A 13,925-nucleotide genomic window follows, 5' to 3' on the forward strand; every position below is an offset into this window, starting at 1 on the left:
GATCACTCCGGGATGAGGTGCCAGCCGAAGCGGGCCTTGGCCTTGTGGATGAACAGGTAGTGGAGCATCAGCTTGACCCAGTGGCCGCTCAGCCCCACCTCCCCCTTGGTCCCCTTGAGGTCGCGCCCGGTGACGTAGCGGGAGTAGTCCGGGACCACCGGCATCATCGTCATCGACGCGGCCGACCCCTCCCGCAGGGAGGACCCCACCGAGGCCACGCACGCGGCGCCCATCCGCGCCATGGAGGCCGTGTGGGGGTGGGCGTCCGGACCGCGGCGGATCCGGTCGGCGATGGTCAGCGCGGCGGTCTTGCCCATCACGCCGCTCGGCATGCCGGTGCGCGGCGGTGCCGGCGCGATGGGAGTTCCGTTCGGGCTCGTCCGGGGGCGCGAGATCTGGTGCGGCGGAGCGAAGGCGATCCCGACCGCGAAGATGTTGGGATAGCCGGGCGCCAGATAGGTCTCGGGCCAGTCGGCAGCGCTCCACTCCTCGAAGGGCTTGGCTCCGTAGTCGGCGTCGACCTTCATGAAGCCGCTCGGCGCGAACATCCGCTCGGTGATGTCCTGCCCGGCACGGTCGTAGGCCTTCAGCGGCACCCCGCCGAAGGGCGGCAGCAGCATCGCGAAGTCGAACGGCAGGCTGTGGTGCTCACCGTCGAGCGTCTCGTAGTTCACCACCCCCGGCTCGACCCGCTCGACGTGCGCACCGAGGATGGCCTCGACGTTGCGCTCCCGGAACAGCGACGCGGTCCACAGCTCGCTGCTCGTCTGGAAGCCCCTCTCCTCGAAGGTCATGCCGCCGACGCCGAAGTCGCCGAGCGCCGCCTCGTTGGTGAGGTAGATCAGGCGGGCGAGGTCGCGGACCCCCGCCTCGCGCAGCTCGTGGTCGACGTTGAAGACGTACTCGAAGGCAGCACCCTCGCAGGTGCAGGTGCCGTGCCCCATGCCGACGACCAGGGTCTGCGGGACGCCACCGCGCATGACCTCGATGGCCTCGGCGAGGGAGCGCGCCGCCTCGACGGCGTGGTCCGCGGTGCACACCGAGACCGTGTGCCCGCCGTCGGGCCCGAGGCCCTCGGTCGCGCCGAACTTCAGCTGGGGACCGGTGGCGTTGATCAGGTAGTCGAAGCGGACCCGCTCCTCCTTGCCCTGCTGCCCGGCGCCGGTGTGCACGATGTCGACGGCACCGCGCGGGTCGTCCAGGTCGCCGTCGGGACGGATCGCCACCGCCTTCGCCTGCAAGAACTTGATCCCCTTGCGCCGGTAGACGGGAGCGAGCGGGAAGACGACGGACTTCTTCTTCATCTTGCCGACCCCGACCCAGATGTTGGACGGGATCCAGTTCCAGTTCGAGTTCGGGGACACGACGGTGATCGTGTCGCCCTTGCCGAGCAGGCGGGTCAGGTGCAGGGCCGCCGTGTGGCCGGACACCCCCGCTCCGAGTACTACGACGTCAGCCACAGCTCCTCCTAGGTCGAGATGGCACTTCCACGATACCCCCGGGGGTATACCCTGACCATATACCCCAGGGGGTATAGGCTCGGCCGAGCACGGACCGTGGTCGACAGCTAGCAGGAGGACGAACCGATGGAGCTTGACTCCGAGGCGATGAAGCCCGTGTTGAACCGGATCAAGCGCGCCCAGGGGCAGCTCGCCGGCGTGGTGCGCATGCTGGAGGACGGCCGCGACTGCGAGGACGTCGTCACCCAGCTCGCGGCCGTGTCCAAGGCTCTCGACCGGGCCGGGTTCGCGATCGTGGCCAACGGGCTGCAGCAGTGCGTCCTCGAGGGCGGGACCGACGGCTTGGACACCAAGAAGATGGAGAAGCTGTTCTTGTCCCTCGCCTAGACGCGCCCGCGGCCCCGCGACGCCGCGGAACCGCTCGAAGAATCTCCGGGGGCGATGTCGAAGGTCCGGCCGGTCGTTCGACGTAGGTTCGTAAGTCACCCACCAACGAACCGAAGGACTGATCAAGATGCCGCGTTTCATGGGACTCGTGCGGATGGAAGAGGGACAGGGCAACCCGCCGCAGGCACTGTTCGACGCGATGGACAGCTACATCGGGGAGCAGGCCCAGCAGGGCCACTTCCTCGACGGCGGCGGGCTGTTCGGGCTCGAGGACGCCGTCAACTTCGTGGTCCGCACCGGTGAGGTCACCCGGGTCGACGGCCCCTACGCGGAGGCTCGCGAGGCCGTGGGCGGCTGGGCGCTGCTGCAGTACGACACCCTCGAGGAGGCGATCGCCAACCAGGAGGAGTTCGCCGCCCTCCACGCCAAGCACTGGCCCGAGTGCACGATGGTCGCCACCCTGCGCCAGATCTCGGACGCTCCCCCGGAGGCCTGAGCGACCCGCGGGCGCGGAGTCGTGTGCCTGAGCACCCGGCACTGCGGGTTCTCGGGCACACGACCCGACGGCGTCGACGCCAGCCCTAGGCTGGCCGCATGCCCGAGCCCACCACCGCCGAGGCGATCACCGCCGCCTGGCGGCTCGAGTCGGCGCGCCTGGTCGGGGCGCTCGCCCGGATGACCCGGGACGTCGACCTCGCCGAGGACCTCGCCCAGGACGCCCTGGTCGCCGCCCTCGAGCAGTGGCCGGTCCACGGCGTGCCCGACAACCCCGGCGCCTGGCTGATGACCACGGCGAAGCGCCGTGGCATCGACCACATCCGGCGCGCCGAGACGCTGCGTCGCAAGACCCAGGAGCTCGGCCACGCCACGAGGGCGGCGGAGGAGGTGAGCGCGATGCCCGACCTCGAGTCCCAGGTGGACCACATCGAGGACGACGTCCTGCGCCTGATCTTCTTGTGCTGCCACCCCGCGCTGACCGCCGAGTCCCGTGCCGCGCTGACCCTGCGCCTGGTCGGCGGCCTCACCACCGACGAGATCGCCCGCGGCTTCCTGGTGCCCAGCACCACGATGGGCCAGCGGATCTCGCGGGCCAAGAAGACCCTCACCGAGGCCGGCGCCCAGCTCGAGCTGCCGACGGGAGCCGAGCGCACCCAGCGCCTCGACGACGTGATGGCGGTGATCTACCTCGTCTTCACGGAGGGGTACGTCGCCACCTCCGGCGACGACTGGACCCGGCCCGACCTCGTCGCGGAGGCGATCCGGCTCGCCCGGCTGCTGGCCGGGCAGGCGCCGGACGAGCCGGAGGTCCACGGGTTGCAGGCGCTGCTCGAGCTGCAGGGCTCCCGGCTGCCGGCCCGCACCGACGCCGACGGTGCGCCGGTGCTGCTCGACGACCAGGACCGCAGCCGCTGGGACGAGCTGCTGATCCGCCGCGGCCTCGCCGCCCTGCGCCGCGCGGAGGAGATCGCCGCGCGCGGCGTACCCGTCGGCCGCTACTACCTCCAGGCCGCGATCGCCGCCGAGCACACGAAGACCGCTACAGCAGCGGCCACCGACTGGCCCCGCATCGCCCGTCTGTACGACGTCCTGGCGGATGCCGCCCCCGGCCCGGTGGTCGAGGTCAACCGTGCGGTGGCCCACGGCCGGGCGTCCGGCCCGGACGCGGGGCTCGCGATCCTGGCGCGCCTGCCGGCCGACGCGCTGCGCGACTCCCCGCTGCTGCCGAGCGTCCGCGGCGACCTGCTCGAGCGGGCCGGGAGGCACGCCGAGGCCGCCGACGCGTTCGACGACGCCGCTCGTCGTACCCGCAACGGGGATGAGCGGACCCTCCTCGAGCGCCGCGCGGCCTCGGCGCGCAGCAGCTGACCCGCCTGCGAGTGACCGTGGGTGGCGGGCCGGCACCCGGCGCCTGAGAGCATCACTGCGTGCCGTCCACGACCACCGACCGGGGAACCCGCGCGCAGTTCGCGACCCTGGCCGCGATCACCATCGTGACGGGTGTGGTGAGCAGCCTCGGCGCGCCGCTCGTGCCGACGGTGGCCACGGAGCAGCACGTGTCCCTCAGCACCGCGCAGTGGGTGCTGACGGCGGCCCTGCTGGCCGGCGCGGTCGTGACGCCGGTCGTCGGCCGGCTCGGCACCGGCCGGCTGCGGCGCCCCGTCCTGCTGGGCGGGCTCGGCGTCGTCCTCGTCGGAACGGTGCTGAGCGCACTCCCCCTCGGCATCGGGCCGATGGTCGCGGGCCGGGCCCTGCAGGGCGTCGGGATGGCGCTGGCGCCGCTCGCCTTCGCCGTCGCCCGCGACCTGTGGTCCGGCCCGGAGCTGTTGTCACGGCTGTCCCTGCTCTCGGTGGCGACGGTGAGCGGCGCGGGTCTCGGCTACCCCGTCTCCTCGCTCGTCGCCGAGCACCTCGGAATCAGCGGCGCCTACCTGTTCGGCGCGGTGCTGATCGGCACCGCCACCGTGCTCGCGGTGCGCCACCTGCCGGCGGCGCCGGACGGCGCTCCCCAGCCCGTCGACGTGGTCGGCGCGGTCCTGCTGTGCACGGGCACGCTCGGGTTCCTGCTGGCGCTGAGCCAGGGCGAACGGTGGGGCTGGACCGACGCACCGACGGTCGCGACCGGTGGCAGCGGCCTGCTCCTCGTCGCCACATGGGTGCGCTGGAGCGTGGCCCGCAGCCGGAGAGGACGACCGACGCTCGTCGACCTGCAGCTGGCGCTGAGACCCGGCGTCCGGGCGCCGAACGCCGTCACGGTGGCGATCAGCGTCAGCCTCTACGGGCTGTTCACCCTCGTCGTAGTCCTGGTCCAGGCCGACGGCTCCGCCGGGTTCGGCCTGGACGCCGGGCTGGCCGTGACCGGGCTCGCCCTGGTCCCGTACGCCGTCGCCAGCATCGCCTCCAACCGGCTCGCGCTGGTGATGGCCCGCGGCGTCGGGGCCCGGCTGCTGCTGCCCCTGGGCTGCCTGGTCTTCGGATCCTCGCTCCTGCTCCTGCTCGGATGGCACGACACACTCGGGCAGGCGTTCCTCGCCATGACGCTCGGCGGGCTCGGCGGCGGGCTCACCTTCTCCGCGATGGCGATGCTGATCGTGCCCCACGTGACCCCGGAGGAGACGGCCAGCGCGATGGCGTTCAACCAGCTGCTGCGCTACCTCGGGTTCTCGGTCGGCTCGGCGCTGACTGTCGCACTGCTCGCGGCGTACGGCGGCGACGCGGCCGCCTTCCGCGCCACGGCGCTGACCATGGCGGGGATCTGCCTCGTCGCGGGCGCGCTCGCGACGCTGGAGCGGACCGGCGCTGCCGGCCGCGCACGGTGACCGACGGCGCCACGCCGTAGCGCGCCCGGCGCGAAGGCGGCGAACCGGCCGAGGCGGGCGAACCGGACCCGTTCACGTCGGATCGCGAACCGCTGCCGGGTCGGGGACGCAGGCGAGAGGACCGCGTTCACGGCGCCCGCCCCGACCACCACGACAGCAGCCATGATCGGCACGAACAGCGCGACCTCGGTGCCGACGCGGTCGGCCAGGCTGCCGGTCACGGCCGAGGCCAGCGACTGGCCGACGATGACGGCCGAACCGAGGATCGTCATCACGGTCGCGGACCGGCCGACCGGGCTGCGCAGCGCACCGAGGCTGTACTGGGTCACCATCGTCGGCCCGATGCCGCAGCCGATGAGCAACAGCACGCCGCACATCGCGGCGACCGACGAGACCAACGGCAGCAACGAGGCGCCGACGAGCATCGTGGCGCCGAAGACGAGCCAGCGGGCCCGCAGCGAGAAGGTGGCCGGGAACAGTGCCACGCCCAGGGCCAGCGCCGCGGAGCCGATCCCCATCACGCCGTACACGAGGCCGGCGGAGGCGGGCTCGCCGTGGTCGGCCATGAACGCGGTCAGCGAGGTGAGCATCGAGCCGAAGAACAGCCCGACGCCGAAGATGCCCGCGACCACGGCCAGCAGCGCCGGCCGGGCGATCTCCCGCACCGGGGCGGGCGGCGTGGCCCGCTCGTCGGCACCCGCCGCCGCGAGGGCTGAGGGGTGCAGCGCGAAGGCGGTGACGAACACCAGCGTCAGCAGGGCCGCGCCGGCGACCGGCGCCCACGGGTCGAGCGCCGTGGCGAGCAGGCCGACCACGAACGGGCCGATGATGAACACGATCTCGTCCGCGGCCGACTCGTAGGCCATCGTGGCGTCGAAGGTCCGGGAACGACGGCTCGGCGCGATCCGGGCACCGATGATCTGCACCAGCCGGCTGCGCGACATCGGCGCGATCTGCGGGGCACTCGCGCCGACGAGGTAGGCCACCGCGAGCACCGCGGCGGCGGGCAGCGGACTGTGGACCACCCACGCCATCAGGCCGAGCGCGCTGGTCGACACGATGCCGCTGGCCAGCAGCACCCGGCGCTGGCCGAACCGGTCGGCGGCGGCGCCGAGCAGCGGCCCGACGCTCGCGGCGCCGAGACCGACGACGGCCGAGTTGAGGCCACCGAAGGCGAGCGAGTCGCGGCCGTCGACGACCAGGGTGAGCACCCCGACGACCATCATCGCGTAGGGCATCCGGGCGACGAGCGCGATCGGGAAGTACGACGCGCCGGCGGCACGCACCAGCGTCGCGGAGTGAGCAGGCATGTCCTTCGTCCAAGGGGTTCGGGTGCCGCCTTGGACCGCCGGTCGAGCCGACGCGAGGTAGATACACGCAGTGGATCTGTCAGCCCAGCCTACGCGCGCGTGTCGGGGCCGCCCAATCAACGCCGGGACTCGCTAGGGTCCCGACCATGAGCACGCAGCCGACGTACGACCAGCTCGTCACCCTGCCGGCCTTCGCGGTCCAGCCGGTCCCCAGCGCGTTCGAGGACAGCAACGGCTTCCTCAACGTCCGGCACTACCTCGGCATCGGCAGCGAGGGCCTCGACGAGTCGCTCTACGACATCGGGATCCCCTTCAACTGGCCCGTGCTCAGCGGCTTCGCCTGCCTCTCCGCGGAGCACCACCTGACCTACCTGCACGAGCTGCGGACCGGCGACGAGATGTCGGTCCGCGTGCGCCTGCTCGGACGCTCGGAGCGCGCGGCGCACGCCCTGGTCTTCGTCCTCGACGACACCTTCCAGCGGGTCGCCTGCGTGTTCGAGGAGATCTTCTTGTGCGTCGAGATCGCCGATCGCCGGACCGCGCCGTGGCCGGCCGACATCGCCGCAGGCCTCGACAAGCGGATCGCCGAGCACGCGGTCATGGACTGGGAGCCGGTCACCTCGGGCTGCCTCGCCCTGCGCTGATCCGTTCCAGGTCCCGGTCCGGCAGCAGCTCGCCGGTCCCGTGACCGCGCCTTCCTTGCTCAGCCGGGGACCTCGACGAGCACCCGGATGCCGGGCAGCTGCGCGAGCGCGTTGACCACCACCGAGAAGACGAGCAACGCGACCGCCCACCCCTCGTGACCGGCGTCCCAGAGCGCAGCGCTGGCAAGGGTGAACACCAGCACCTTCGTCAGCGGGCGCACCAGCCGGCCGCCGTACGGCGCCTTGGGCGAGGCGAGGAGGAACCACACCGTCATCGCGGCGAGCGGGAGCAGCCAGACCAGCAACCAGCGTGGGTCGCGGTCCCAGCCCCAGGTCCCGAACGCCGCCATGGCCAGCAGCTCGTCGAGGAACACCAGGGCCAGGACCGACCACCCGAAGATCGCGTTCACACGCCGATCATGCCCGCCCAGCCCGGTCTCGCCTGCGCAGGCGCAGGCTCGGGCGCGGCGGCCTCACTTCCAGACGCGGACCCAGTCGACGGTCGTGGTGGCCGAGGTCGGGGTGCTCGGGGTGATGGAGTTCCAACCACCGCCGAAGACCTGGGTGAGGACCACGTAGAACGGCTGGTCGAACGGCTGCGGCGCCACCAGCGGCGCGTCCGGCGTCCACGAGTGGGTGAAGCAGACCCGGTTGTCGTAGAGGAACCGCATCGAGGTCGGCGTCCACTCCACGGCGTAGCGGTGGAACTGGGTACCCGAGTTCGCGACCAGGCAGTTGTAGCCGCTGCTCAGCTTGGTGTCCTCGCCGGCGTAGTGGACCGACGGGTAGACCTTCTGGGGCGTGCCGCTGAACCACTCGGCGACGTCGATCTCGCCGGAGCTCGGCCAGGCGCCGTAGGTGTGCTTCTGCGGGTAGAGCCACAGCGCGGAGTGGATGCCCTGGATCGTCGTGTTCGGCAGCTTGGCGCGGAACTCGAAGCGGCCGTAGGTCTGGGTGAACAGGCCGTAGCTGCCGATGGTGGCCGCGGTGCGGTCGGCGGTGTAGGAGCCGAACGGGCCCGAGCACGTGAAGGGCGCCGCCTCCTTGCGCGCGGTCAGGAAGAGCTGGCCCGAGCCGACCCGGATGTTGTCGGGGTCGTCGACGTAGCAGCCGGAGCCGAGCGCGCTGATCCCCGTCACGGCCGTCTCCTGCACCACCCACTTCGAGCGGTCGAGCGCCGAGCCGTTGAAGTCGTCCTCGAACGAGCAGGTGTAGCGCCCGCCGCCCGGCTTCGCGGGCCGCTCACCGCCACAGCCGGTCTTGGTGATCGCCGAGGCGACGGTCACCGGCGCGGCCGCGGTCGGGCTGGCGGTCACCGGCGCGAGCGCTGCCACGGAGGCCGTGGCCGCGCCCAGGGCGCACAGAAGTCGGAAACGGAGCATGGTGGACCTTCTCTCTCCCCCACCGCGATCCGGACAGCCCCATCTGGCTTCCCCGTGTAGGCCGGACCGCGAGGTCGAGACCGATCCTGACGCATGGAACGTGTTACTGGCTAGGGGCGAGGGCCCGGACGCCGGTGACCCGATCGAGCCATCCCGGATCGCCGAGTGACCCACCGGCTACGGTGGGGGACGTGGCCGTCCGCACCGTCGACGACCTCGGTGCCGAGGTCCCCCTGACCGGTCCGGCGCGCCGGATCGTCTCCCTGGTCCCCTCCATCACCGAGGCCCTCGCGGCCGACGTCCCCGACCGGCTCGTCGGCGCCACCCAGTGGTGCACGCACCCCGCCGACCTCGCCGTCGTCCGGGTGCGCGGCACCAAGAACCCCGACCTCGCCGCGATCCGCGCGCTCGCCCCGGACCTGGTCGTCGCCAACCAGGAGGAGAACCGCGAGCTCGACGTCCGCCGCCTCCGCGACGCCGGCGTGGCCGTGTGGGTGACCGCGATCGAGACGGTGCCGCAGGCGCTGACCTCCCTCGCCCGGTTGTACGACGAGGCGCTCGGCCACCCCGCCCCGCCCTGGCTGGAGCAGGCGCGCGCCCGCTGGTCGGGGCCGCTGCCCGCGGAGCGGGGCCGGGTCGCCGTACCGGTGTGGCGGGACCCGTGGATGGTCGTCGGCCCGCGGACCTACACCAGCGACCTGCTGCACCGGCTCGGCTGGAACAACGCCTACGACACGGGAGGAGCCGGCGCCGACCGGTACCCGAAGGTCGACCTCGCCGAGCTGGACACCGCCGGCCTCGACCTGGTGCTGCTGCCCGACGAGCCGTACGTGTTCACGGCCGAGGACGGCCCGGAGGCCTTCCGGCAGGTGCCGACGCGGCTGGTCTCCGGCCGGCTGCTGACCTGGTACGGCCCGGCGATGGTCGAGGCGTACGACGCCCTGCTCCTCGCCGACGCCTGACTGTCGCGCGGCTCACAGCCCGGGTCACCAACTCGTAACCGGCGAGCGGCCGGGGTGAAACCTGCGGCCAGCAGGCTGGGTGCATGACCAAGACGACCTCTCCTGAGACCCAGACCACAGGGCGTCACCTCGAGCCTGTCGAGGACCTCGACGCCGTGGACCGCACCCTCCTGCGCCGTGCGGCGCTGCGTGATCGCCACGCCCAGGGCCTCGCCCGCCTGATGGACGAGCGCACCGACCTGCGCGGCGTGCACCCCCTCGCCGACTTCGTCGACGACGCGATCCGCTGGTCCGCCTGACCCACCGACCACCTTCCCCCCTTGACCGCCGGGCGGCTCCTCACGCAGGAGCCGCCCGGCGGTGTCGTCGGGGCGGGGGGCCGCCCCGGCTAACGGCGCCGGCGCGCCGTGCCGAACATGCCGCGGGCGATCTCGGCGGCCGCGGTGCGCATGAACTGCTTGAACGCCGAGGACCTCACGACGTCCTTGACGATCTCGCCCGCCGCGCCGCCCTCGTCCTTCTTCGCCTTCGGCGCGGCCTTGCCCTTCGCGGCGGGCTTCTCGGACTTCTCGACCTTCTCCTCGGCCTCGGCCTTCGCGCCCTCCTCGAGCTTCTTCGCGAGGATCTCGCGGGCCGACTCGCGGTCGACGACCTCGGCGTACTTCGCCCGCCGGGGGCTGGCCGCGACGGTGGCCTCCATCGACTCGGTGCTGCTGGGCGCCATCAGCGACTGGGGCGCGCGCAGCCGGGTCCACGCGACCGGTGTCGGCGCGCCCTTCTCGCCCATCACGGTCACGATCGCCTCGCCGATGCCGAGCGTCATGATGACCTCGCCGAGGTCGGCGTACGCACTCCTCGGGTAGGTGTCGACGGTCGCCTTGAGCGCCTTGGCGTCGTTGGGGGTGTGGGCGCGGAGCTGGTGCTGGATGCGGGAGCCGAGCTGGGCGAGGACGTCGTCGGGTACGTCGGTCGGGCTCTGCGTCACGAAGAAGACGCCGACGCCCTTCGACCGGATCAGCCGCACCGTCTGGGCGATCGACTCCAAGAACGGCTTCGACGCGTCCTTGAACAGCAGATGGGCCTCGTCGAAGAAGAACACCAGCTTGGGCTGGTCGACGTCGCCCACCTCGGGCAGGTCGTGGAACAGGTCGGCGAGCAGCCACATCAAGAAGGTGGAGAAGATCGCCGGCCGGTCCTGCAGGTGGGGCAGCTCGACCAGGTTGACCAGGCCGCGGCCGTCGGGGGCCCGCTGGAGCAGGTCGGCGGAGTCGAACTCCGGCTCGCCGAAGAACGCCTCGGCGCCCTGGTCGGCGAAGGTGATCAGCTCGCGCAGGATCACGCCCGCGGTCGCCGACGACAGGCCACCGAGCTCCTTGAGGTCGGCCTTGCCCTCGTCGCTGGTGAGGTGCTGGACCACGGCGCGCAGGTCCTGCAGGTCGAGCAACGGCAGGCCCTGCTTGTCGGCGTAGTGGAACACCAGGCCCAGGCTCGACTCCTGGGTGTCGTTGAGCCCCAGCACCCGGCTGAGCAGGATCGGCCCGAACGACGAGACCGTCACCCGGATCGGGATGCCGGTGCCCTGCCCGCCGAGCGCGTAGTACTCCACCGGGAAGGCGGTCGCCTGCCAGTCCTGCCCGACCGACCGGGTGCGCGCGAGGAGCTTGTCGCTGGCCTGGCCCGCGGTCGCGATGCCGGACAGGTCGCCCTTGATGTCGGCGGCGAACACCGGGACGCCGGCCGCGCTGAGCTGCTCCGCGAGCAGCTGCAGGGTCTTGGTCTTTCCGGTGCCGGTCGCACCTGCGACCAGGCCGTGCCGGTTGAGCATCGCCAGCGGGATCCGGACGGTGCTGGCGCAGAGCCGGTCGGGTCCGGTCATCAGCCCGCCGAGCTCGAGCGCCGGGCCCTCGAAGGCGTACCCGGGGGCGATCGCCTCCTCGACGGGGTCCGCAGCGGCAGGGGACGTCTGCTCCTGGGTCATGCCCGGAACTCTAGGCGGAACATGCCGTCGCAGGCGGGTGCGGCACCGCCCCGTAGACTCCGAAGCCGTGATCTTCAAGCGCGTGGGGGACGGGCGTCCCTACCCCGACCACGGCCTCACCTCGAAGGGGTGGGCGGCCGTGCCTCCGCGCCAGGTGCGTCTCGACCAGCTGGTCACGACCAAGGACACGCTGCAGCTGTCGTCGCTGCTCGACGAGGACTCCACGTTCTTCGGCGACCTGTTCGCCCACGTCGTGCTGTGGCGCGGCGACTACTACCTCGAGGACGGGCTGCACCGCGCGCTGCGGGCGGCCCTGCAGCAGCGCCACGTCCTCCACGCCCGCGTGATCCGGATGGAGGGCTGAGACCGGCATGGTGGGCCTCGACGTCAAGGCAGGCAGCCGCTCGGCGATCACGCTGGGCGCGCTGGCGGTGGTGTTCGTCGCCAGTGCCGCCTGGGGCTGGTCCAGGGTGGCCCAGCCGTTCCCGGAGAAGGTGGAGGCGGCGCCCTGCACCGACACCCTGATCCCGAAGGGCGACGACCTCGCACCGCCCCAGGTGATGGTGACCGTGCTCAACGGCGGCGGCGCCAACGGTCTGGCGACCAAGACCATGGACCAGCTGATGGCACACGGCTTCGCGCAGGGCGAGACGGGCAACGCCCCCGACACCGGCGGTCCGGTGGCGGCGCAGGTGTGGTCCGACGACCCCGACTCCCCCGCGACGATGCTGCTGGCGTCGTACCTCGGCGACGACGTGGACGTCGTCGACCAGCCCTCGGGCTACCCGGGGGTGACAATCGTGGTCGGCAAGAGGTTCCGGGGCGTCGTCCAGGGGAACCCGACGGTGACCGCGCGCCAGGACAGCTACGTCTGCACGCCGCCGCTCAGCAGCGGGCCCACCGACCAGGGCTGACCGGCCGAGGGACCGGACGGGTCAGTCCTCGAGCCACTGCGCGAGGCGGCCGCCGGTGCTGACCTGGCGCAGCCGCTGCTCGGTGGCCTCCCGCAGCCTGCGGGGGGTGACGACGATGAGGTCGTCGCCGTGGCGCAGGACGGTACGACGCTCCGGCACCATGGTCTGGCCCTCCCGGACGACCATCGACACGTTGGCTCCCACGGGCAGCCGCAGCTCGCCGACCTCGACGCCGTGCAGCTTCGAGACGGGGCTGATCGTGACCAGGAGCAGGTCGGCGGCGACGCGTTCGAGCGGGGCGGCCTCGACCTCGATGCCGCGCGGCTCCGAGCGGCGGGCGACCCGCAGCAGGCGCGCGGTCAGCGGGAGCGACGGGGCGGTGATGAGGGTGTCGAGGACGACCAGCACGAAGACGATGTCGAAGAGCCGGGCGGCGCCCGCGACGCCCTCGGCGAGCGGGATCGTCGCGAGCACGATGGGGACGGCGCCGCGCAGGCCGGCCCACGAGATGAAGGCCAGCTCCGCCCACTTCATCGGCCTTACGACGGCGCTCACCACGACCGAGACCGGCCGTGCGACGAAGGTGAGGAGGCCGCCCACGACCACGGCCATGCCGATGGTGTCCCACGACAGCCGGCCCGGCGAGAGCAGCAGGCCGAGCATGACGAACAGCCCGATCTGGGCGAGCCAGGCGAGGCCCTCGACGAAGGAGCGGGTGGCGGTGCGGTGGGGCAGCTCGGCGTTGCCGAGGACGAGCGCGGCGACGTAGACCGCGGCGAACCCGCTGGCGTGCACGGCAGCCGCGCCGCCGTACCCGATCAGGGTCAGGCAGAGCACGGCGATCGGGTAGAGACCCGACGACGGCAGCGCGACGCGGCGCATCACCCAGGCGCCTCCGAAGCCCGCGGCGAGACCGAACGCGACGCCGGCGACCAGCTCGTAGATCACGATCCCGGTGGTGCCGAGCAGGCCGTACTCGCCGACGGCACCCGACGCGACCAGGCTCACCAGCACGACGGTGGGCGCGTCGTTGAGGCCGGACTCCGCCTCGAGGGTGCCGGTGATCCGCTTCGGCAGCGGGACGACCCGGAGCACGGAGAACACCGCCGCCGCGTCGGTCGGCGAGCAGACCGCGCCGAGCAGGATGGAGAACTGCCACGACAGGCCGAGCACGAAGTGCGCTCCCACGGCGACGACGCCGACCGACAGGAGCACCCCGATCGTCGCCAGGGACAGGCCCATCCGCATCGCCGGGCGGGCGTCAGTCCAGCTCGTGGTGAGACCGCCCTCGGCGAGGATGATCGCGAGGGCGCCGAACCCGATCGCGTGGGCGAGCTGCGCGTCGTCGAAGCCGATCCCGAGCCCCGACTCGCCCAGGACGACGCCCATGAGCAGGTAGACGAGCAGACTGGGCAGCCCCGCTCCCGACGACATCCGCACGGCCAGGACGGCCAGGAACGTGACTCCGGCGCCGATCAGCAGGAACGTGTCGAGCTGGTGGACATCGAAGGTCAAGAGTCACTCGGCTTCCGTCGGGTGGCGGGTCAGTAGTCTATCGCTAGAACATGTTC

The 13,925-nt window shown here is 72.3% G+C and carries 14 protein-coding genes and 1 pseudogene; 9 read left to right on the forward strand and 6 right to left on the reverse strand.

Features of this window, described 5'->3' with window-relative positions:
- Positions 1–2 precede the first annotated feature (2 nt).
- A complete protein-coding gene (locus KU893_RS04730) occupies positions 3–1,460 on the reverse strand; it encodes an NAD(P)/FAD-dependent oxidoreductase (protein ID WP_218233194.1) in 1,458 nt (485 codons plus the stop codon).
- Between the two features lie 126 nt (positions 1,461–1,586).
- Here KU893_RS04730 and KU893_RS04735 point away from each other — a divergent pair, with 126 nt between their 5' ends.
- From KU893_RS04735 to KU893_RS22545, 4 genes are all read left to right on the forward strand, one after another.
- On the forward strand, positions 1,587–1,847 hold the full coding sequence (locus KU893_RS04735; RefSeq protein ID WP_218233195.1) for a metal-sensitive transcriptional regulator: 261 nt from the start codon (positions 1,587–1,589) through the stop codon (positions 1,845–1,847).
- A gap of 127 nt (positions 1,848–1,974) precedes the next feature.
- A complete protein-coding gene (locus KU893_RS04740; protein WP_218233196.1) occupies positions 1,975–2,343 on the forward strand; it encodes a YciI family protein in 369 nt (122 codons plus the stop codon).
- 98 nt (positions 2,344–2,441) lie between these two features.
- Positions 2,442–3,713, forward strand: a complete 1,272-nt coding sequence (locus KU893_RS04745; protein ID WP_218233198.1) for an RNA polymerase sigma factor — start codon at positions 2,442–2,444, stop codon at positions 3,711–3,713.
- Between the two features lie 59 nt (positions 3,714–3,772).
- Entirely contained in the window at positions 3,773–5,164 is a 1,392-nt protein-coding gene (locus tag KU893_RS22545; RefSeq protein WP_308167178.1) for an MFS transporter, read from the forward strand.
- Positions 5,165–5,403: 239 nt separating this feature from the next.
- On the opposite strand, the pseudogene KU893_RS04750 reads toward KU893_RS22545, so the two are convergent.
- Positions 5,404–6,474, reverse strand: a pseudogene (locus KU893_RS04750) (MFS transporter); the annotation flags it as partial.
- Between the two features lie 146 nt (positions 6,475–6,620).
- Here KU893_RS04750 and KU893_RS04755 point away from each other — a divergent pair.
- Positions 6,621–7,118, forward strand: coding sequence for a thioesterase family protein (locus KU893_RS04755; RefSeq protein WP_218233201.1), 498 nt, complete (start codon positions 6,621–6,623; stop codon positions 7,116–7,118).
- Positions 7,119–7,177: 59 nt separating this feature from the next.
- Here the strand turns inward: KU893_RS04755 and KU893_RS04760 are convergent, their stop codons facing one another.
- Positions 7,178–7,528 carry a YrdB family protein gene (locus KU893_RS04760; protein ID WP_218233202.1) on the reverse strand — a complete coding sequence of 117 codons (351 nt, stop codon included), beginning with the start codon at positions 7,526–7,528 and terminating at the stop codon, positions 7,178–7,180.
- 63 nt (positions 7,529–7,591) lie between these two features.
- The gene (locus tag KU893_RS04765) at positions 7,592–8,500 is read right to left on the reverse strand and encodes a glycoside hydrolase family 16 protein (protein ID WP_218233203.1); all 909 of its coding nucleotides are present in this window, start codon (positions 8,498–8,500) and stop codon (positions 7,592–7,594) included.
- A 191-nt stretch (positions 8,501–8,691) separates the two neighbouring features.
- On the opposite strand from KU893_RS04765, the gene KU893_RS04770 reads away from it, so the two are divergent.
- Complete coding sequence (locus KU893_RS04770) at positions 8,692–9,462, forward strand: helical backbone metal receptor (RefSeq protein WP_218233204.1); 771 nt, start codon at positions 8,692–8,694, stop codon at positions 9,460–9,462.
- Positions 9,463–9,545: 83 nt separating this feature from the next.
- Positions 9,546–9,761: a hypothetical protein gene (locus tag KU893_RS04775; RefSeq protein ID WP_218233386.1), complete on the forward strand. Its 216-nt coding sequence runs from the start codon at positions 9,546–9,548 to the stop codon at positions 9,759–9,761.
- 89 nt (positions 9,762–9,850) lie between these two features.
- On the opposite strand, the gene KU893_RS04780 is transcribed toward KU893_RS04775, so the two are convergent.
- Positions 9,851–11,440 (reverse strand): helicase HerA-like domain-containing protein, encoded by a 1,590-nt coding sequence (locus tag KU893_RS04780; RefSeq protein WP_218233205.1) that lies wholly within the window; start codon positions 11,438–11,440, stop codon positions 9,851–9,853.
- Between the two features lie 67 nt (positions 11,441–11,507).
- On the opposite strand from KU893_RS04780, the gene KU893_RS04785 reads away from it, so the two are divergent.
- Both KU893_RS04785 and KU893_RS04790 read left to right on the forward strand, forming a co-directional pair.
- The gene (locus KU893_RS04785; protein WP_218233206.1) at positions 11,508–11,804 is read left to right on the forward strand and encodes a type II toxin-antitoxin system VapB family antitoxin; all 297 of its coding nucleotides are present in this window, start codon (positions 11,508–11,510) and stop codon (positions 11,802–11,804) included.
- A 7-nt stretch (positions 11,805–11,811) separates the two neighbouring features.
- A complete protein-coding gene (locus KU893_RS04790; protein WP_218233207.1) occupies positions 11,812–12,354 on the forward strand; it encodes a LytR C-terminal domain-containing protein in 543 nt (180 codons plus the stop codon).
- Positions 12,355–12,375: 21 nt separating this feature from the next.
- On the opposite strand, the gene KU893_RS04795 is transcribed toward KU893_RS04790, so the two are convergent.
- Complete coding sequence (locus tag KU893_RS04795) at positions 12,376–13,869, reverse strand: potassium/proton antiporter (RefSeq protein ID WP_218233208.1); 1,494 nt, start codon at positions 13,867–13,869, stop codon at positions 12,376–12,378.
- Between the last annotated feature and the right edge of the window lie 56 nt (positions 13,870–13,925).

The organism is Nocardioides daeguensis (assembly GCF_019192965.1).
In the GTDB taxonomy this organism is placed as follows: Bacteria; Actinomycetota; Actinomycetes; order Propionibacteriales; family Nocardioidaceae; genus Nocardioides; species Nocardioides daeguensis.

What these genes read in the sequence shown, in the direction of transcription:
- KU893_RS04735 (WP_218233195.1), top strand. Translation starts at nt 1,587, where the DNA reads ATGGAGCTTGACTCCGAGGCGATGAAGCCCGTGTTGAACCGGATCAAG.
- KU893_RS04740 (WP_218233196.1), top strand. Translation starts at nt 1,975, where the DNA reads ATGCCGCGTTTCATGGGACTCGTGCGGATGGAAGAGGGACAGGGCAAC.
- KU893_RS04745 (WP_218233198.1), top strand. Translation starts at nt 2,442, where the DNA reads ATGCCCGAGCCCACCACCGCCGAGGCGATCACCGCCGCCTGGCGGCTC.
- KU893_RS04755 (WP_218233201.1), top strand. Translation starts at nt 6,621, where the DNA reads ATGAGCACGCAGCCGACGTACGACCAGCTCGTCACCCTGCCGGCCTTC.
- KU893_RS04765 (WP_218233203.1), bottom strand. Translation starts at nt 8,500, where the DNA reads ATGCTCCGTTTCCGACTTCTGTGCGCCCTGGGCGCGGCCACGGCCTCC.
- KU893_RS04775 (WP_218233386.1), top strand. Translation starts at nt 9,546, where the DNA reads ATGACCAAGACGACCTCTCCTGAGACCCAGACCACAGGGCGTCACCTC.
- KU893_RS04780 (WP_218233205.1), bottom strand. Translation starts at nt 11,440, where the DNA reads ATGACCCAGGAGCAGACGTCCCCTGCCGCTGCGGACCCCGTCGAGGAG.
- KU893_RS04790 (WP_218233207.1), top strand. Translation starts at nt 11,812, where the DNA reads ATGGTGGGCCTCGACGTCAAGGCAGGCAGCCGCTCGGCGATCACGCTG.